The sequence below is a fragment of the Enhygromyxa salina genome (assembly GCF_002994615.1).
GTDB classification, from domain to species: Bacteria; Myxococcota_A; Polyangia; order Nannocystales; family Nannocystaceae; genus Plesiocystis; species Plesiocystis salina_A.
In genome coordinates this window covers 1-17,879 of sequence record NZ_PVNK01000061.1, presented here as the reverse complement: position 1 = coordinate 17,879, position 17,879 = coordinate 1, and the positions used below count along the sequence as shown (strand labels likewise).

At 71.5% G+C, this 17,879-nt stretch carries 12 protein-coding genes; 9 read left to right on the top strand and 3 right to left on the bottom strand.

Annotated elements, in window-relative coordinates:
- A partial coding sequence (locus tag ENSA5_RS05460) for a hypothetical protein (protein WP_146155355.1) occupies nt 1-1,314 on the bottom strand: 1,314 nt, incomplete at its 3' end.
- Between the two features lie 557 nt (nt 1,315-1,871).
- Entirely contained in the window at nt 1,872-3,392 is a 1,521-nt protein-coding gene (locus tag ENSA5_RS05455) for a phytoene desaturase family protein (RefSeq protein ID WP_106390502.1), read from the bottom strand.
- A 66-nt stretch (nt 3,393-3,458) separates the two neighbouring features.
- On the opposite strand from ENSA5_RS05455, the gene ENSA5_RS05450 reads away from it, so the two are divergent.
- The 4 genes from ENSA5_RS05450 (at nt 3,459) to ENSA5_RS05435 (ending at nt 12,629) form a co-directional block, all read left to right on the top strand.
- A complete protein-coding gene (locus ENSA5_RS05450) occupies nt 3,459-5,513 on the top strand; it encodes a hypothetical protein (protein WP_106390500.1) in 2,055 nt (684 codons plus the stop codon).
- The gene (locus tag ENSA5_RS05445; RefSeq protein WP_106390498.1) at nt 5,470-9,114 is read left to right on the top strand and encodes a sulfatase-like hydrolase/transferase; all 3,645 of its coding nucleotides are present in this window, start codon (nt 5,470-5,472) and stop codon (nt 9,112-9,114) included. Before ENSA5_RS05450 ends, ENSA5_RS05445 begins: the two co-directional genes overlap by 44 nt.
- A 297-nt stretch (nt 9,115-9,411) precedes the next feature.
- Nucleotides 9,412-11,820, top strand: a complete 2,409-nt coding sequence (locus ENSA5_RS05440; protein WP_181197400.1) for a S46 family peptidase — start codon at nt 9,412-9,414, stop codon at nt 11,818-11,820.
- Nucleotides 11,817-12,629 (top strand): nucleotidyltransferase domain-containing protein, encoded by an 813-nt coding sequence (locus ENSA5_RS05435; RefSeq protein ID WP_106390495.1) that lies wholly within the window; start codon nt 11,817-11,819, stop codon nt 12,627-12,629. The genes ENSA5_RS05440 and ENSA5_RS05435 overlap by 4 nt, the downstream gene beginning before the upstream one ends.
- Here ENSA5_RS05435 and ENSA5_RS35615 read toward each other — a convergent pair.
- A complete protein-coding gene (locus tag ENSA5_RS35615; protein WP_146155354.1) occupies nt 12,607-12,795 on the bottom strand; it encodes a hypothetical protein in 189 nt (62 codons plus the stop codon). The two genes, ENSA5_RS05435 and ENSA5_RS35615, sit on opposite strands and share 23 nt — an antisense overlap.
- 6 nt (nt 12,796-12,801) lie before the next feature.
- Between ENSA5_RS35615 and ENSA5_RS05430 the strand changes: the two genes are divergently transcribed.
- The 5 genes from ENSA5_RS05430 to ENSA5_RS37065 all read left to right on the top strand — a co-directional run bounded on the left by ENSA5_RS05430 (nt 12,802) and on the right by ENSA5_RS37065 (nt 17,684).
- A complete protein-coding gene (locus ENSA5_RS05430) occupies nt 12,802-13,038 on the top strand; it encodes a HEAT repeat domain-containing protein (RefSeq protein WP_146155353.1) in 237 nt (78 codons plus the stop codon).
- A gap of 407 nt (nt 13,039-13,445) precedes the next feature.
- Nucleotides 13,446-14,336: a hypothetical protein gene (locus ENSA5_RS05425; RefSeq protein WP_106390491.1), complete on the top strand. Its 891-nt coding sequence runs from the start codon at nt 13,446-13,448 to the stop codon at nt 14,334-14,336.
- 333 nt (nt 14,337-14,669) lie between these two features.
- Nucleotides 14,670-15,341 carry an RNA polymerase sigma factor gene (locus tag ENSA5_RS05420; protein ID WP_106390489.1) on the top strand — a complete coding sequence of 224 codons (672 nt, stop codon included), beginning with the start codon at nt 14,670-14,672 and terminating at the stop codon, nt 15,339-15,341.
- Nucleotides 15,338-17,050, top strand: a complete 1,713-nt coding sequence (locus ENSA5_RS05415; RefSeq protein ID WP_106390488.1) for a FecR domain-containing protein — start codon at nt 15,338-15,340, stop codon at nt 17,048-17,050. The genes ENSA5_RS05420 and ENSA5_RS05415 overlap by 4 nt, the downstream gene beginning before the upstream one ends.
- Before the next feature lie 76 nt (nt 17,051-17,126).
- The gene (locus ENSA5_RS37065; protein ID WP_106390486.1) at nt 17,127-17,684 is read left to right on the top strand and encodes a hypothetical protein; all 558 of its coding nucleotides are present in this window, start codon (nt 17,127-17,129) and stop codon (nt 17,682-17,684) included.
- The last annotated feature ends 195 nt before the right edge of the window (nt 17,685-17,879 follow it).

Here is a 17,879-nt window from a genome sequence, read left to right as displayed (position 1 = left end):
GTCCCCCGTCGGCGGGCGCGTGGGGGTGAGGGCTCGCAGGCGCAGGGGGGTCCAGGCTTCGAGCTGCTCGTTGGCGTGGTCGAGGGCCCGGCGCTCGCCGATCAGCTCGGCGAGGAGGCCGTTGGCGGTCCACTCGGTCAGCAGCGCGTTGACGACGTCGATGCTGAGCTCGACGCGGAGATCTTCATCGCTGGCGAGGGGCTCGATCGTCGGGGTCGCGCCGGTGATCAGGGGGCCGGGGACGCCGAGCTCGAAGCGGGTGTTGGGGCCAGCTTCGGGCGCGGCGGGCTCGAGCCAGAGGCCGGCGACGATCCCGGTCGCGCGCACGCCCGTGCGATCGCAAAAGCCAAGGGCGACGCGCGAGCTCGGCTGGCCGGGGACGAGCTCGACCTGCGTTGGCAGCAGCTCGACGCCCGTGAGCTGTGCGAGGCCCTCGTCGATCTGCTCGCGGACGAGCTCCCGGGCCTTGTCGGTCACGAGCTTGTCGGCGAGGTAGTAGCCCGCCGCGGCGCCGACGGGGGCCAGCGGTCCGCTGATCAAGCCGCCGACGAGCCCGCCCGCGCCCGCGCCGATGCCTCGGGCCTTGTTGCGCAGCGCGCCGCGGAAGTCGACCTCGCCGAGGGTCACGAGCTCGGCGTAGAGCTCGCGCTCGTCGAGGATCGCGACGGCCACGACCCCGCTGACCGCGAGGGTGTTGACGCCCTCGATCTCGAGCTCGAAGCGGACCACGTCGTCGCGCAGCTCGAGCTCGGCCTTGTTGATCTGGGTGTCGGGGCCCATGTGCTCGTTGGCGCGCAGGGCTGGGAGGACCTTCCGCTCGAGGATCGGGAGGACGAGGCCACGCACGAGCGCGGGCGAGGCGGTGAAGGTGGCCCCGCAGGGTTTGGTCTCGTGAGTGTCGGTGGCGCCGAAGCGCCCGACGAGGACCGGGTCGACGACGCGCTCGCGTCGGTCCCCGCGGCGCTCGATCCCGACCTCGACGAAGTGCCAGCCGGGCGCGCCCGCGAGCCCGATCAGCGGCAGCTCGATCTCACCGCGGGGCCCGTCGCCGCGGCCCTCGACCAGCTCGCCGTCGATGCGCAGCTCGATCCTGTCGCGCTCGTCCGCGGGTCGCAGCTGGCCGCGCCAGGTCAGCTGCTCGGGCGCGGTGGCCCCGGCTTCGGCCAGGGCCACGACCCGCGTCGGCTGCTCGACGATCACGGCGAAGCTCTCCTGGCTCTCGGCGTTGGCCTCGAGCGCCGCGCCGCCGCGCCACAACACGATCGCTGCGAGGCCGAGGCCCACGAGGCCTGGCGCGATGCGTCGGAGCCGCACGGCGCGATTGAACCACAGTCCACCGAAATGATTTCCAACAGGGTCCGGAGGGCTTCGCGCCACAAGCGCTGGCGGCTGCTAGACCGATCCGGGTTTCGCGGCGGGCACCTCGGAGTCGTTGATGAGGCTGGGTCGTGGCCGTTGGGGCCCGCGCATGGCCGCAGGAGGTCCGAGTTCGGAGCGTCGCCTCTCCATCTGGGGTGCAAAAGGCTCTTGGTGCAACACCACCAGGTCGGTCGGCTGCGCGTCGAAGGTGCTTTTCGTACGGCGATACTCCGAACTCGGACCTCCTGCGGCCTGTTTTGCGCTCTGCTCTTGGTGATGGGTGACCCCGCCCCGAACCACTGGGCGCTTCGTCCCTCCCGTGACTGCGGCGGAGCCACAGGTTGCAACACGACGGCCCGGCAAGAGGGGCTGCCCGCCGTCCCAGACACGTCCCAGCCGCGACGCCGAGGTACCCCGCCAGCCTGCGAAGCTCGACCGGTAAAACCGCGAGGCGAGGGTGCCGCTCGCGAAACACAAAGCGTGGAGTTTGGCGCAGTGTCCGGGGCTGTCCGTCACAGATCCCGCAGGACCATGCGCGCGGCGTTGTATCCACACATCCCGTGGACCCCAGCGCCCGGGTGGGCATAGGACGAGCCGAGGTACAGCCCGCGCACGGGCATGCGGTAGCGAAACCACGGAAACACCGGCCGGAACACGAGCTGGCGGTGCCAGGCGTTGGAGCCCCCGCCCAGATCTCCGCCGATCAGGTTCGCGTCCATGCGCTCGAGGTCGTCGGGGGACACGGCCCGCCGCCCGCGGATGCGCGCGCGAAAGCCCGGCGCGAGGCCCTCGATCCGGGCGTCGACGGCGTCGGCGAACTGCTCTTTGATCGCGGCCCAGTCGCCCCCGGGCGCGCGGTTGGGCACCCGCGAGTAGGCCCACAAGGTGTGCTGGCCGCTCGGCGCCCGGGTCGGGTCGGACAGGCTCTGCTGCCCGATGACGAGGTAGGGGTTGCTCGGGAGGGCGCCGCCGCGGACCTCGCTGGTGAACGCGCGCAGATCTTCGAGGCTGTCGCCCGCGTGGACGACCGCGGCCTCGCGGGCGTGGGCGCAGGCCCACGGGACCGGGCCGTCGAGGGCCCAGTCGAGCTTGAAGGTCCCCCAGCCGATCGGGAAGGCCTGCATCTTGCGGACGATCCGCCCGGGCAGGTGCTTGGCGTCGACGAGGCGGCCGAGCAGCGCGGGCGCGGAGGTGTCGCTGACGATCGCCTTGCTCGCGCGGAGCTCCTCGCCGCCTGCGAGCACGACCGCGACCGCCCGTCGCTCGCGTACGACGATCGACTCGACCCGGGCGCCGAGCCGCACGCGCCCGCCGTGATGCTCGAGCTTGCGGACCATCGCCGCCGTGATCGCCCCGGCCCCGCCCTCGGGCACGCCGTAGCCCCCGGTCGTGGCCATGACCGCGAGCATGTAGCCGATCCCCGCGCCGAAGGTGTCGTCGGGGCCGACGTCGGTGTGCAGCGCGAGCCCGGGGATCACCCGCCGGGCCGGCTCCGAGCGAAACCACGACCTCGACAGGCCCGCGCCGCTGCGCATGAAGGTCGCGGCGAGCCGAACGATCGCCAGGGGCAGGAGGCCGAGGGCCGGGCGGATCGCCGGGAAGGTCTCGAGCATCGCCGGGATCAGGTCGGGCTCGATCTTGCGGTGCCACTCGCAGACCTGGCGCATGCGGGCCCCGTCCTCGGGCGAGCCGAAATTGCGCTCGATCAGGTCGAGGTCCCGGGCGAGCACGGCGGTCGTGCCGTCGGGTGCCGGGTGGGCGCTCTCGATCGGGGCGAAGGTCCAGCGCAGGCCGTGCTCGTCGAGGGCCAGATCACGAAAGGCCGGGCTGGCCTGGGCGAAGGGGAAAAACGCCGCGCCGACGTCGTGGACGAAGCCCGGCAGCGTGGCCTCGTCCGAGGCCAGCGCGCCCCCGGCTCGGTCGGGGTGGGCCTCGACGACGAGGACCGAGAGCCCCGCCCGGGCCAGGACACAGGCAGCGGCGAGGCCGTTGGGCCCCGCGCCGATGACGACGACCTCGGGGTCGGCAGACACCCGGACAACCTACCTCGCCTCCGAGGGGCTGTGCCAAGACCCCCGAGAGTGTGGCACTGTCGCGCCATGCAAGGCCTGCTTGGACTGCTGTGGCTCGCGCCGCCCAAGGAGCCGTCGGCGATCGACAACATGCTCGGTCGCTTCGCCGACCGCGCCCAGACCTACGACAACCAGCTCGACATCGCGCTGTTGATGGTCGCCGTGCTGGTCGGGGCGCTGATCTGGCGGAGTCTCCGCAACCGCCCGAAGGTGCTCGAGGCCGTGGCCCCAGACCTGATGAAGAAGCTCGACGACAAGCAGGTCGTGAGCTGGGCCAACCGGGTGATCTCGGCCGGGCTGGTCGTCATCGCGCTGTGTGCGTCGATCAACTACTTCTACGGGACCCGCAACAACGGGGTCTACGTCCACCGCTGGGACGCCTTCCACACGGTGATCGGGGTCAAGTATCACAAGGAGCTCGGGTACTTCGATCTCTACAAGTGCGCCTACGCGATCGACAGCGAGGGCCCCCACCACTTCCGCGCGACCCAAAAGATCCGTGACCTTCGCACGCGAAAATTCGTCCCCCGCGACGAGCACATCGCCGGCAACGACTGCAAGGAGCGCTTCACCCCCGAGCGGCTCGAGGAGTTCCGCCACGACCTCGACGAGTTCGGGACCTGGTCGAGCAAGCGGCAGTGGCGGATCTTGTTCAAGGACAAGGGCTTCAACGGCACGCCCTTTTACGCCACGGTCTGCAAGCTGCTCGTCAACCCGATCGACGTCAACCTCGACAGCCTCAAGCGCCTCGCGAAGATCGATCCGATCTTGATGATGATCGCCTTTGGGTTCGTCGGCTGGGCCTTCGGGGTCCGCAAGGCCGCGATCACGGCGATCTTCTTCTGTGTGTTCTTCCCCAACCGCTTCACCCACATGGGCGGGTCGATCTTGCGCTTCGACTACATCGCAACCCTGTTAATAGGGTTCTCGGCGCTCAAGAAGGACAAGTGGGGGCTGGCGGGCGCGATGTTCGCGTGGGCGACGATGGTCCGGGTGTTCCCGGCGATCTTCGCGGTCGGGGTCGGGCTCAAGATCGCCAGCGACGTGCTCGTGACCCGGCAGATCCGCGAGGAGCACTGGAAGTTCGTCGGCTACTACGCGGGCGGGCTCGCGCTGTGCTTCGTGGTCAGCCTGATCGGGATGGACGGCGGGTTCGACAACTGGCGGACCTGGTACGCCAACATGAAGGTCCACAACGCCCGCTCGGCCTCGTTCCGGGTCGGGTTCAAGCACCTGTTCATGCTCGACGGCAAGATGACCTCGAACGACTTCGGGACCAAGCAGGCCAACTTCGTCGCCCGCGAGAGCTACTACTGGGCCGCGGTCGCGCTGCTGTTCGCGCCGGTCGTGACCTCCGTGCGTCGGCTCGACACGATCAGCTTCGCGGCGCTGTTTGGGGTGTTCGGCTTCTTCCTGCTCGCGGTTGCGACGCGCTACTACTATGGCGTGGTCGCGATCTTGTTCCTCGTCGACCGCAAGCTGCTCAGCAACCGCTTCATGCTGATCATGGGCGTGCTGCTGTTCTTCTCGGCTGGCTTCGACTTCTTCTACTTCAAGCTCAACGACAGCGACTCGCTGATGTACAACATCATCGTTGGGGTCGAGCTGAGCGCGGTCGTCGTGCTCATGGGCTCGTGGCTGCTGTTCAACCCCTCGCTGCTCGATGTTGGCGACGATCCGCGCCTGCCCGCCCACGTCCCCGCCGGGCTCGGGGTCACGGCGAGCCCGCTGCCGCTCGAGCTGAAGAAAAAGAAGAAGGGCAAGAAGAAGGGCAAGAAGAAGCCGGGCGAGGAGGGCAAGAAGAAGCCCGAGAAGGAGAAGGGCGAGCCCGAGAAGCCCGAGCCCGAGCCCGGGGCCCCGACCGACGCCAAGCCGACCACCGAGCCGGAGGCGGAGACCGCGTCCGACGCAGGCGCGCTCGCGGCCGAGGGCGAGGACAAAGCCCGAGAGGACGAGGACGACGCGGCCTCCGAGCGGGCGCCGAGCGCCGCCGCGGATGACGAGTCGGACGCAGCCAGCGCGAGCGAAGCCCCGGTCGATGACGAGGTCGAGGACGAAGACGAAGACGACGCGAAGCCGTGAGCCGCAGCTCGGCCTGCTCGCGCTCGTCGTGCTCGCGCTCGCGCTGATCCTCGCGCCGGGCCGGGTCCACGCCGGGCAGTACGGCTGGGCGCTCGATGCCCACGAGACCCCGGCGCAGCTGTGGGTCGGGCTCGACGCGGAGGTCGAGGTCACGATCCGCAACCTCGGCGCTCAGGCCTGGGTCCCGCGCCTCGGCGATCGCCTGTCCTATCACTGGCGCAGCGAGTCGGGCGAGCTGCTGATCCGCGACGGGCTGCGCACGCAGCTGCCCGGGATCGTCGAGAGCGGCGAGGCGCTCACGATCTCGGCGCGGGTCCGCCCGCCCGACGAGCCCGGCCGCTACCAGCTCGAGTGGGCGATGGTCCGCGAGCAGGTGCGGTGGTTCCCGCCGCCCGAGGGCGGGCCGGTGTCTCACGCGGTCGAGGTCGGGGTCGGCGAGTTCGCCTGGGAGCCGCGCGCGCTCGAGCTGCCCGCGCGGCTGTCGGCGGGGGTCGAGGCCGTGGTCGAGGCGCGCGTGCTCAACCGCGGCGAGATCCCCTGGGATCCGAAGCAAGGCGACGCCCTCGCCTATCACTGGTGGTCGGACGAGGGCGAGCTGCTCGTCGGCGAGGGCCAGCGCACGAGCTACGCGGAGGTCGTCGAGCCCGGCGCCGAGGTCGGCGTGGCGCTGCGCGTGCGCCCGCCCAACAACCGCGGGCCCGAGCTCCAGCGCGCCTGCCTCGAGCTCGAGCCCGTGCGCGAGCAGGTGCGCTGGTACGGCCCGCCGAAGCGTCCGTCCAAGTTGGCGTGCGCCTGGGTCGAGCCCGATCCGATCCAGTGGGATCTGGTCGAGGACCAGACCCCGAGGGCGCTCGCTATTGATGAGGGCGAGCAGCGCGTGCGCGTGGTCGTGCGCAACGCGGGCAGCGAAGCTTGGGCCGTCGAGGATCGCCTCGGCTACCGCTGGCGGCCGCTCGAAGGCGGCGCGCTGATCGACGGGCCGCGGGTCGAGCTGCCCGCGCTCGTCGAGCCCGGCGAGCTCGTCGAGCTCGACGCCCGGGTCGCGCCGCCCGAAGCGCCCGGTCGCTACGAGCTGATCTGGGGCCTGGTCCGCGAGGGCCAGCGCTGGTACCCGGAGCCGCGCGATCGCCAGGCCCGGCGCGAGGTCGAGGTCAGGGGCCCGCGCCTGGCCTGGGGGCTCGTGCGCGGCTCGCCGCCCAAGCGAGTCTGGGTCAACCGCAGCGAGCGGGTCGAGGTCGAGCTCGAGAACCTCGGCACGCAGCCGTGGTCCGAGGCGAGCGGCGATCACCTCGCCTATCACTGGCTCGACGCCGCGGGCGAGGTCGTCGACTACGACGGCCTGCGCACGGGCTTCGCCGAGCCGGTCGCCCCCGGCGAGCGCGTGACCGTGTCGGCCAAGATCCGCGGGCCGAGCCGACCGGGCAGCTACCGGCTCCAGTGGGAGCTCGTGCGCGAGCACGAGCGCTGGTACGGACCGCCGGCCGAGCTCGGCCGCGCGAGCTGGAGCCCGGCCGCGCTCGAGCCCGTGCGCGCTCGCTGGCTCGCGGCCGCGCTCGCCGTGGCCCTGGGCCTGGCGACGATCGGCGCCGCGCTCGTGGTCCGCCTGCGGCCGCCGAGCTCCGCGCGCGGGCGGGCGTGGGTCGAGCAGCTGCCGCTGGTGTGGGCGGGCCTCGGGATCTGGTCGCTGACCCTGGCCTTTCACGATCTCTCGGGCATCGAGCCGTGGCGGCGGGCGAGCGCGCTCGCGGCCTCGGGCGCGTGGGTCTTCGTCGCCGCGCCAGCTCTGGCCCGGGGTCGGCCGCGGGCCTGGCTCGCCGCCTCGCTGGTGCTTGGCCTGGCGGCCCTCGCCGCCGCCGATCTGGTCTACATGCACTACTTCGGCAGCATCGTCCCGGTCGTCGCCTTGACGGCCTCGCACCACCTCGGCGAGGTCAGCGACAGCGCGCTCGCCGAGCTCGAGGGCGACTGGATCTGGCTCGCGGTCGTCCCGATCGCGGGCCTGATCGCCGCGGCGCTGTGGCCCCCCTCGGCCAAGACGAAGGCCGCGCAGCCCGCCTCGGGCCCGGGCTGGCGAGCCGCGCTCGCCCGGCTGGGGTCACGCCTTCGCGCCCAGCTGCCGGCCGTCGGGGTCTGCCTCGCGCTGGCGAGCCCGGCGATGGTCCGGCTCGGGACCGCGCTCGGCGGCAGCCTCGGGACCCGGGTGTTCTCCGAGCAGGCGATGGTCGGGCGCTTCGGCTACCTCAACGCGCACCTCTTCGACCTCGCCCGGACCCTGCGCGAGCGCGGTCGCCGGGGCCGACCGAGCGCCGACGAGCTCGCCCGGATCCACGCGTGGTTCGACGCGCGCGCGCTCGCGGTCGCCGAGGCCGAGGCCGAGGCCGCGCCCGAGGCCGGTCCGGGCGCCGAGGCCGAGGGCCACAACCTCCTGCTGATCCAGGTCGAGGCCGCCCAGACCTGGGTGATCGGCCTCGAGGTCGAGGGCCAGGAGATCACCCCCCTGCTCAACCAGATGCGCGCCGAGGCCGACTGGTACCCCCACATCATCGATCAGACCAGCCAGGGCAAGACCTCCGACGCCGAGTACGCCGTGCTCAACTCCCAGCACCCGCTCGGCGAGGGCGCGATCTGCTTCTTGCGCGCCGACAACCACTTCGTGACCCTCGCCCACGTCCTCGAAGAGCGCGGCTACGCGACCCTCTCGGCTCACCCCTACAAGCGCGGGTTCTGGAACCGGGCCGTGCTCCACCCGCGCTACGGCTTCGAGCGCTCGGTGTTTCGCCGCGAGCTCGGGCCCGGGCAGGAGGTCGGCTGGGGGCTGTCGGACGGGCTCTTCTTCGAGCGGATCATGGCCGAGCTCGAGGCCCTGCCGCAGCCGTGGTTCGCGTTTTTGATCACCTTGTCGCTCCACCACCCCTACGACGAGTTCCCGGCCAACCTCGACGGCCTCGAGCTCGGCGCGCTCGAGGGCACCCGGGTCGGCAACTACCTCGAGGCCATGCACTACTTCGATCGCTCGCTCGCCGCGCTGCTCGCCTCGCTCGACGAGGCCGGGCTCCTCGACCACACGGTCGTCGCGCTCTACGGCGATCACGACGCCCGCTTCGAGCTCGACGCCTACCCCGAGGTCATCGAGCTCGCGGGCGCGCGCGGCTGGGATCCGGCCTTGTTTCATCGGCTCGAGCGGGTGCCCTTGTTCGTGCGCGTGCCCCCAAGCGCCCGCCCGGCCTTTGGTCGCGTGGCCATGACCGGCGGCCACATCGACATCGCGCCGACCCTGCTCCACGCCCTCGGGGTCCCGCGTCCGCGGGGCTTCGTCGGCCAGCCGCTGATCCCGGGCATGGACCCCGCGGGCTTCGCCGCCTACCCCGACGGCTCCGCGTTCGGACCCGTGAGCGAGGGTCAGGTCGGTCGGATGTACGTCGCGGGCGGCGAGGGGATCCCGCGCGAGGGCGGCTGCTTCGAGTTCCCCGACGGCGGCAGCCGCCCGCGCAGCGAGTGCGACGCGCTGGCCGAGGCCGCGGCCGAGCAGCTGTCGATCTCGCGCGCGGTCGTCGATCACGATCTTCACCGCGAGCTGCACGGCGGTCCAGAGAGCCCCTAGCAGCCCGGGGTGCAATGCCTCGCGCCGCCTCGCTTGGCCTTTTCGCCGATGGCTTTGTCGCCAAAACTTGCAGTACGCCCGGTACAGCGGCGTTTTGGCTTCGCGCCCTCGGCGAACATTCCGGCGCGAGGCGACACGAGGCATTGCACCCCGGGCTGCTAGCCGCGCGAACCCGGGCTTCGTCCCGGGTTTCGTGGGCCCCTCGAAGGAGTTGCCGAGGATGCCATGGCCGTCGGACACAGCCGCATCGAGGCCGGGCTGTTGCGTGTCGCGCGGGCCTTGGCGAGACTCACGCCCATGTCGCGCCGCCTCTCGGTCCCGCTGTGTCTCGCCTGCCTGTGCGCGCCGATCTTGCTGTCCACGCAGACCGCGGTCGCGACCGAGGGCCAGTGGAAGCCCAGCCAGATCGCGCAGATCCACCCGCGGGCCGCGGAAGCCGGCCTCGAGCTCGACGCCAAGGCGCTGTGGGACCCCGCCGGCGACGAGCGCACGGGCGGCCTGATGCGGGCCTCGGTCAACATCGGCGGCTGCTCGGCCGCGTTCATCAGCGCCGAGGGCCTGATCGCGACCAACCACCACTGCGCCTACGGGGCGCTGCAGGCCAACTCGACCGTCGAGCACGACTACTTGAAGGACGGCTTCCTGGCCGAGACCCGGGCCGAGGAGCTCCCGGCCGAGGGCCGCTCGGTCCGGATCCTTCGCAGCATCACCGACGTCAGCGAGGCGATCCGGGCCAAGCTCGACGGGATCGAAGACGATGTCGCCCGGGCCAAGGCCTACGACCAGGCCCGCAACGAGCTCGTCGACGCGTGCGAGGCCGCGGCCGAATTTCGCCACTGCCGGGTCGCGTCGTTCTTCAACCACTCCGAGTTCGAGCTCCACGAGTACGTCGAGCTTCGCGACCTGCGCCTGGTCTACGCCCCGCCCTCGGCGATCGGCGAGTACGGGGGCGAGACCGACAACTGGATGTGGCCGCGGCACACGGGCGACTTCGCCCTGCTGCGCGCCTACGCCGGGCCCGACGGCCAGCCGGCGGCCCACGCCCCCGACAACGTCGCCTACGCCCCCGCGCAGTGGCTCGAGCCCTCGACCGAGGGCGTCAGCCCCGACGACTTCGTTGCGATCCTCGGCTACCCGGGCAAGACCGAGCGCTACCTGTGGGCCGCGGAGCTCGAGCGTCACCACGAGCAGTGGCTGCCGATGCGCGTGGGGATCTACGGCGAGTGGATCGAGCTCCTCGAGGCCGCCGGGCAGCGCGACGAGGCCGTCGGGATCAAGGTCGCGGCGTTCAAGAAGAGCCTCGCCAACCGCCACAAGAACGCGGCCGGCAAGATCGCCGGGCTCGACCGGCTCAATTTCGTGGCCACGCGCCTCGCCGAAGACGAGCGGCTCTCGAGCCACAGCGATGAGGCCAAGGCCACGCTCGAGGGGCTCGCGGCGATCAGCGCGGCCCGGCGCCAGCGCGCCTCGCGGGCCTTCTTGCTCGACAACCTCCGCTACGCCCCGCGCAGCCTGGTCATCGCCCGGGCTCTGGCGACCTGGGCCCAGGAGCGGGCCAAGCCCGACCTCGAGCGCAAGTCCGGCTACCGCGACCGCGACCACGACCGGGTCTGGAACCGGCTCCAGCAATTGACCAAGGACCACGACGCGCAGGTCGACGTCGAGCTCCTGGCCTCGTTCCTGGCCTACGCCGACATGCTCGACGAGGACCAGCGGATCGCCGGCTTCGACGCGATCCTGGGCGCGGCCAAGGGCCAAGGCGGCATGCCGACCCGGCGCGACGGCGTCGCCGGTCCGCCCGAGCCCTACCTCGCCGCGGCCAGGGCCGCGCTCGAGGGCTCGGCGCTCGCCAACCCCGAGGCGCTCGCCAAGATGTTCGAAGACCCCAAGCGAGTCGCGGCCAGCAAGGACCCGATGCTGAAGCTCGCGCGGGCCCTGCTCGGAGATCTGCGCGAGCTCGGACAGGTCAAGGACGCCGAGCGCGGTCGCCTGCTCGAGCTCGCGCCCAGCTACTTCGAGCGGATCGCCGAGCTTCGCGGGCGCACGCTCTACTCCGACGCCAACGGGACCCTGCGCCTGTCCTACGCCACGGTCCAGGGCTACGCCAAGTGGAACGACGAGCAGCAGGTCGCCCAGACCGTGCTGACCGGGGCCGTGGCCAAGCACAAGGACGCGGGCGAGTTCGATCTGCCCGACGCGGTCCTCGCCAAGGCCAAGTCGGCGAGCCAGAGCCGCTGGATCGACCCGGAGCTCGGCGACGTTCCGGTCGCCTTTCTGGCCGACGGCGACACGACCGGGGGCAACTCCGGCTCGCCCGTGATCGACGCGAAGGGCCGCCTGGTCGGGTTCAACTTCGATCGCGTGTGGGAGAACGTGGCCGGCGACTACGCGTGGCGGGCGATCCAGTCGCGCAACGTGATCTCCGACGCTCGCTACCTCTACTGGATGCTCGACGAGGTCGAGGGCGCCGAGCACCTGCTGAAGGAGCTCGGGGTCGCCGACTACCAGCCGTCCGCCGCCAAGCCGGGGCCCGACAGCGCGCCCGAGGCCGCCGCGCCCGAGGGCGCCAAGCAAGCCGCCAAGCCCGCGTCGAGCAAGCCCGGCTGCGGGTGCACCGTCGACGGCGAGCCCTGGGCCCCGGGCCTGCTGATCTTCACCTTTGCCGGCCTCGCTGGGGTCCGGACCCGGACGCGGAGCCGCCGATGAGCGACGCGATGACCGCGGCCCAGCGCGAGGTCGCCGACGCTGTGCTCGCCGAGGAGCTCGCCAAGCGCGAGACCCTGGTCGTGTCGTTGTGTGGGGCCCACGCCTATGGCTTCGCCTCGCGCGACAGCGACCTCGATCTCAAGGGCGTGTGGATCGCTCCGACCCGCGCGCTCCTGGGCCTGGGCCCGCAGCCCGGCGCCGTCGACCGTCAGGAATTCGTCGGCGAGGTCGAGGTCGACTTGACCGTCAACGAGCTCGGCCAGGCCGTCAGCGGGCTGATCAAGGGCAACGGCAACATGCTCGAGCGGATCCTCGACCCGGCCCCGCTCCACGCGGGCGAGGGCCTCGACGAGCTCCGCGAGCTCGTCCGCCGCAACCTGTCCAAGCGCAGCCACGCCCACTACCGCGGCTTCGCCCACAGCCAGCGCAAGGCCGTGGACAGGGCCGCGGACAAGGGCGCGCCCACGGCCAAGAAGGTGCTCTACGTCCTGCGCACGACCCTGACCGGGGCCCACCTGCTCGAGACCGGTGAGGTCGTCCCGGATCTCTCGGCGCTGTGGCAGCGCTACGGCTTCGACGAGGTCCCGGAGCTGATCGAGGTCAAGCGCGAGGCCGAGCGCGGCGTCCTGCCCCCGGCCTGGGCGGCCAAGATCCCCGCGCTGCTCGACCGGGCCTTCGCGCGCCTCGACCTCGCCCTGGAGCGCTCGGGCCTGCCCGACCAGGCCCCGGCCGCCGACGCGCTCGAAGACTGGCTGATCGCCCGGCGGATCGCCGACCTCGGCCCGGTCAAGACAGCTCGGGGATCGTGACCCCGGCCTCGTCGACCGTCGTGACCGGGCGGCCCGCGGGGGCCACGTGGACCTCGCCGCCGTCGACCCCGATCGCCGCGGCCCGGCTCGCGAAGAGCTCGGCCACGCTGACCGGGCGCTCGACTACTTCGCCAGCGTCGGCCGGGTCCCTGAGGAGACCGAACACCTGTTCTTGCTCGCCGCCCTCGCGCCCCGCGAGAGCGAGCCGGCGTGGGTCGACGCCATCCTCCCCTACTTCAGCTCCCCCGACCCGGACATGCGTATGACGCTGTGCTATGCGATGCCCTTTGTCGGTGGGGTCGACTCGAGCGGCTGGGCGGAGTTCGACCCCCCGCTCATCTCGATGTGCCGCCACGATCCTGACCCGGCGATCCGCGACGCCGCGGCCACCCTGCTGCCGCCGCGATAGAACCCCCACAGGACGAGCGCGATCGGGTGCACGACCAGCGCCGGCCAGAACCGAGCCTGCTTCCAGGGGTCCGAGTACGTTGATTCGGCTGGTCTGACAGCCGCACGAGTCGACGTGACTCGGGTCATCGAGATCCGCGCCCGCTCGAGATCATCGCCCGCGCGCGACCGTGGACGTACAGGACCCGCGGACGATCCGGGCCATGCTCGAGTAGCGCGGACGCTGGACGTGGTCGGATCCGCGCGATAGCGTCGGCGCGATGCACCCTGTGCCCGATTTTAACGCCGAATTTGGCAGCCTGGACTTCAACAGGGGCCTCATCCCCACGGCGACGGCGGTACGCCTCGGCGCGTTCGCCCGCCCCCCCCGGGCTCGACCTGCTGTCCGACCGGGGCCTCCTGAACCAATTGGAGCAACAGCTCGCGCAGGAGCGTGCCAGCACCGAGGGCCTGCTCCGGGCCTACGTAAGCATCTACGAGCTGGCCGTCGCCTGCCACATCCTGGGTGAGCCCAATCCATGGAGCGAGCTGCTCGAGGTGGACCAGCCGCCGACAGTATGGAGGTGGGGGTTCTTCGAGCACTACCGGCTCGCCGCCCAGCTGATGGGGTGGGCGAGTCCCTTCATCGATCCCGAGCAAGGGATCAACGGGCCGCGCTGGGAACGTGAGCGCTTCGAGTTGCTGGCGTGGAGCCTGCGCGCGGATCGACCGGCCAGCGCGGACGAGGCGGCCTACACCGTGCGCGCGCTGCTCGGGGCCGGCTGCTTCGGGGGGTCGCACGGGTCTTCAACAGAGCTGTCCATGCTCGCGCCGGCGCTCGGCCCCGAGCCTGGCCTTCACTTCGACGCGGCCGCGATCGACCCCGCGTGGATCCGTCGGCGCATCGAGGGCAGCTGGCTCGGCAAGGTCGAGGTGCAGACGAAGTCGAGCGGGCGCGACGTGGTTGCGAGCTTTCGTGGCGCCACGATCGACGAGGCGGTGAGCGGATCGCTCGTGGCGTTCGCCCACAACCTGGACATTGCGCACTATTGGGCGCTCGAGCGCGGGAAGCCCTGGACGAAGCTCCTCGGTCGCCCCGATCGCAAGATCCGGCTGGTCACCAAGGTCCCGGAGGGGGTCGCCTTCGACCCCGACGCGGACCTGCTCGAGCCCTACCGCGGTGCGTTCCTCAGCACCACCGCGCTGATGCGTCGCCGTTTGCTGGCGATGCGCTTTTACGACGAGGTGGTGTGCCAATTCCAGTGGGTCATCCAGGAGCCCGGCCGGCGTGCTCGGGTGTGGGTCGAGCTCAGCTCATAGCCGGCATCGAAAGTCATGGGTCTTCTCAGCTCAGGGGTTCGAGGTGAACTCGCCTCGACCTCGGCGTGGGTCGGGACCCGGCCGATCAGATCCAGGCTCGCGCGGCGATTGCAGCCGTGTTGAAGGTCTCTCTGCGCGCGTTTGAGGCAGGTTCAGGGCGAGGGTCAAAATTTGCACCTGGGCCGAGGGCTGGCGAATTACTCGGGGCTGATAGGCTCGTGGGGTCATGATGCGCAGGGTCATGATTTTATCCACCCGCTCGGTGGGTCCGGGGCCACATCAGTGGCGCACGTGCTGTCTCGGGTTGAAGACTGCGCTCACGGTGTGGGCTCAATGAGCGCGGTCACGCGCGCCCGGCCGCTCGCCCCGGTCCGAGCGTCGCGTGAGCCCTCTGCCGACGCGGGGGCCGCCGCTGGCGACGGGGCCAGCGCGGAGCTCGAGCTGATGCAGCGCGCCGCGGCCGGAGACCGCGAGGCCCAGGCCGCGGTCGTCAAGCGGGTGATCCTTCGCGTGCGCGCGCGGGCGCGATCGCTGACTCGGTCCGACGCGGACGCCGACGACGCGACCCAAAACTCGATCGTCGAGATCTTGAGGTCGGCCGGGGGCTACCGGGGCGAGGGCTCGCTCGACGGCTGGTGCGAGCGCATTGCGATCCGCACGACTCTCCGTCAGCAGCGACGTCAGGCCCGGCACCTCGCCCTGATCGACGAACGGGTCGACCCCGACCAGGTCCCTGGCCGCGGGGCCCTGGCTGCTCGGACCTCCGACCCCGCGGACGTCCTCGAGGTCCTCGAGATCGCCGAAAACTTCGTCACCGAGCTGTCCGACGATCGCGTGCAGGCGCTGACCTTGCGCGCCCACGGCCACAGCGTCGCGGAGATCGCCGCGCAGACCGGCGCCTCGCGCAACACCGTCAAGGACCGACTCCGGATGGCGCGGAGGCAGCTGCGTCAGTCGATCCGGCAGCGCGAGGTCGTCGCGTCGGTCAGGAGGAGCACCCAATGAGCGGCGAGCACGAACACGAACACGACGCGCAGCGCTGGGAGGCGTTGATCGACCGCGAGGTCGTCGGCGAGTCGCTGACCGCGGACGAGCGCGCCTTCGTGCGGCGCCACGAGGCCGCGCACCCCGAGTGTGCGCGCGAGCGCGAAGTGTGGGGGGCCGTGCTCGCGCAGCTCGACGCGGACAGCGAGGGGCGGCTCGCCGAGGCCGAGGCCGAGGCCCTCGAGCGGATCGGCGCCGCGGCCCTGGCTGCCCACCGAGCTCCGCGAGCGGGCGCCGCCCACCGAGCTCCGCGAGCGGGCGCTGCCACGGCGCGTCCGGGCGCGACTTCACGCGCGGCTTCACGGCCAACCTGGGCACGGGTCGCGGCCGTGGCCAGCCTCGCGGCCGCTGCCGCGCTCGCGCTGTGGTTCGGCGCGCGGTCGACAGACGAAGGGTCCGAGCTTCGGGTCACGAGTGATGAGCCCGCGAGCGATCAGCCCGAGCGTCCCGACGAGCTGCGGCCCTCGCCCTCCCCCGCTTCGTCGGTCGAGACCGCGCCGCCGATCGATTTGAGCGGCGTGGTCAGCATGCGGACCGAGGCCGGCCCGGCGCTCGGCAGCGCCGTCGGTCCCGGGGCCGTGCTGACGCAGCCGGCGTGCGTGTCGTGGTCCGAGCCGACCGCGGTCGTGTGCTTCGAGGGCGAGGTCGAGCTCTCGCCCCCGAGGCAGCCAGCGCGAGCGGGCGAGCGGCGGGTCCGTCTGGTCGAGGGCCGCGTGGTCGCAGCCCTCGATCCCCTCGGCCCCGGCCAGCGCTTCACGGTCGAGACCGAGCTCGGGGCCGTGACCGCGATCGGGACCGTGTTCGCCGTCGAGCTCCACGAGGACCGGGCGTGGGTCACCGTGCTCGAGGGCCGCGTCGAGCTGCGCGATCCCTCGCCGCGCGTGCTCGAGGTCGGGCAGCGCACGAGCTTGCGCGGCTCGCTCCCGAGCGACGAGCCCGGCCCGACCGAGCTCACGCCGGCCGCCCTCGAGCAGCTCGCCGGCCTCGCGGGCCTCCTGCGCGCCTCGCCTGGCGCCACGCAGCTGCGGGTCCCGAGCCACGCCGGGCTGTCCCTGCGCCTCGACGGCCACGCGCTCGTGCGCGACGCCACGCAGCTCTCGCTGGCCGCGGGCGAGCATCAGCTGGTCGTGCTCGGTCGAGATCGCGAGCTCCTCGCCGAGCGTACGCTCTCGCTCGAGGCCGGCCAGTTCCTGGATCTCGAAGCCGTCCTCGAAGCCGAGTTCGCCGAGCTCGCCGAGCTCGCCGAGGACCCCGAGCGGGGTGACGCACCCGCCAAGCAGCCGGTCCCCAGCGCCAAGCAGCTGGCCAGGTCGGCCCAAAACGAGCGCGCGGCTGGCCACCACGCCGAGACTGCGCGCTTGTACCGGGCGCTGCTCGAGCACTACCCCGACAGCCCCGAGGCCGTGAACGTGCCCGTCCGCCTCGGAGATCTGTTGGCCTCGACCGGGGATCACCAGGGCGCGCTCGAGGCCTACGAGCTCTACCTCGAGCGCGGCGCCAAGCAGCTCGCGCCCGAGGCCGAGCTCGGTCGGATCGAGGCCCTGCGCCAGCTCGGTCGCCACGCCGACGAGGCCGCTGCGATCGCGGCCTTCCTGGCCGCGCACCCCGACGACTACCGCAGCGCCGAGATCCGAGCGGGCTTGTCGTCGAATCGGGGGCGCCCTCGATGACCATGTCATCCAGGTCACGCGCCGCCTTGGCACGCTTGACAGCTCGATCACGCGTCATGTAGGGGTCCCCCCCGCGATGCGTACTGCAACTTCATTTGCCCTCCCTCTCGGCCTCGCGCTGGTCGCCCTCACGTTCACCCCGGCCTGCGATTCAGGCGACGACGACAGCTCGTCCAGCTCCGCTGAGACGAGCGGCGATGGAGACAATGGCGGCGACGGAGACAACGGCGGCGACGGAGACAACGGCAGCGACGGCGGCGACGGAGACGGCGGAGGCAACGGAGAGACCGCGTGTGGCATGTTTGGGGGCGAGCCGATCACCTGTCAGGCAGGTCAGTACTGCGCTGACTCGGTGCTTGGGGTGTGCGAAAATGGTTGTCTGAACAACGACAATTGCGCGGCGGACCAGACCTGTGAAAAAGAGTCCGGTGAAGACGTCGGGACTTGCCAGAACAACGGCGGGGATGGCCCGACCGAGGCGGAGTTTTGCGACAAACTCCTGGTCTGCGGCTTGGGCGAGGAGATGTGCTCGAGCTTGTACGCGGGGACCAACGCGGCATGTCATCAGTGCATCGTCGACGCCAACTGCGGCGACATTGTCGACGAGTCCTGCGACGAGGTTTGCGGCTTCTGAGCTGGCGCGTGACCTGGAGCAGCGCGGAGTCGCATCCGCGCTGACCGGTGTCGACGATCATCGTTCCTTGCTAGCAGCCCGGGGTGCAATGCCTCGCGCCGCCTCGCTTGGCCTTTTCGCCGAGGGCTTTGTCGCCAAAACTTGCAGTACGCCCGGTACAGCGGCGTTTTGGCTTCGCGCCCTCGGCAAAAATTC

Bases quoted from the DNA above. Each gene is read 5' to 3' on its own strand.
- ENSA5_RS05450 (WP_106390500.1), top strand. From the start codon at position 3,459: ATGCAAGGCCTGCTTGGACTGCTGTGGCTCGCGCCGCCCAAGGAGCCG.
- ENSA5_RS05445 (WP_106390498.1), top strand. From the start codon at position 5,470: ATGACGAGGTCGAGGACGAAGACGAAGACGACGCGAAGCCGTGAGCCG.
- ENSA5_RS05440 (WP_181197400.1), top strand. From the start codon at position 9,412: ATGTCGCGCCGCCTCTCGGTCCCGCTGTGTCTCGCCTGCCTGTGCGCG.
- ENSA5_RS05435 (WP_106390495.1), top strand. From the start codon at position 11,817: ATGAGCGACGCGATGACCGCGGCCCAGCGCGAGGTCGCCGACGCTGTG.
- ENSA5_RS05420 (WP_106390489.1), top strand. From the start codon at position 14,670: ATGAGCGCGGTCACGCGCGCCCGGCCGCTCGCCCCGGTCCGAGCGTCG.
- ENSA5_RS05415 (WP_106390488.1), top strand. From the start codon at position 15,338: ATGAGCGGCGAGCACGAACACGAACACGACGCGCAGCGCTGGGAGGCG.
- ENSA5_RS37065 (WP_106390486.1), top strand. From the start codon at position 17,127: ATGCGTACTGCAACTTCATTTGCCCTCCCTCTCGGCCTCGCGCTGGTC.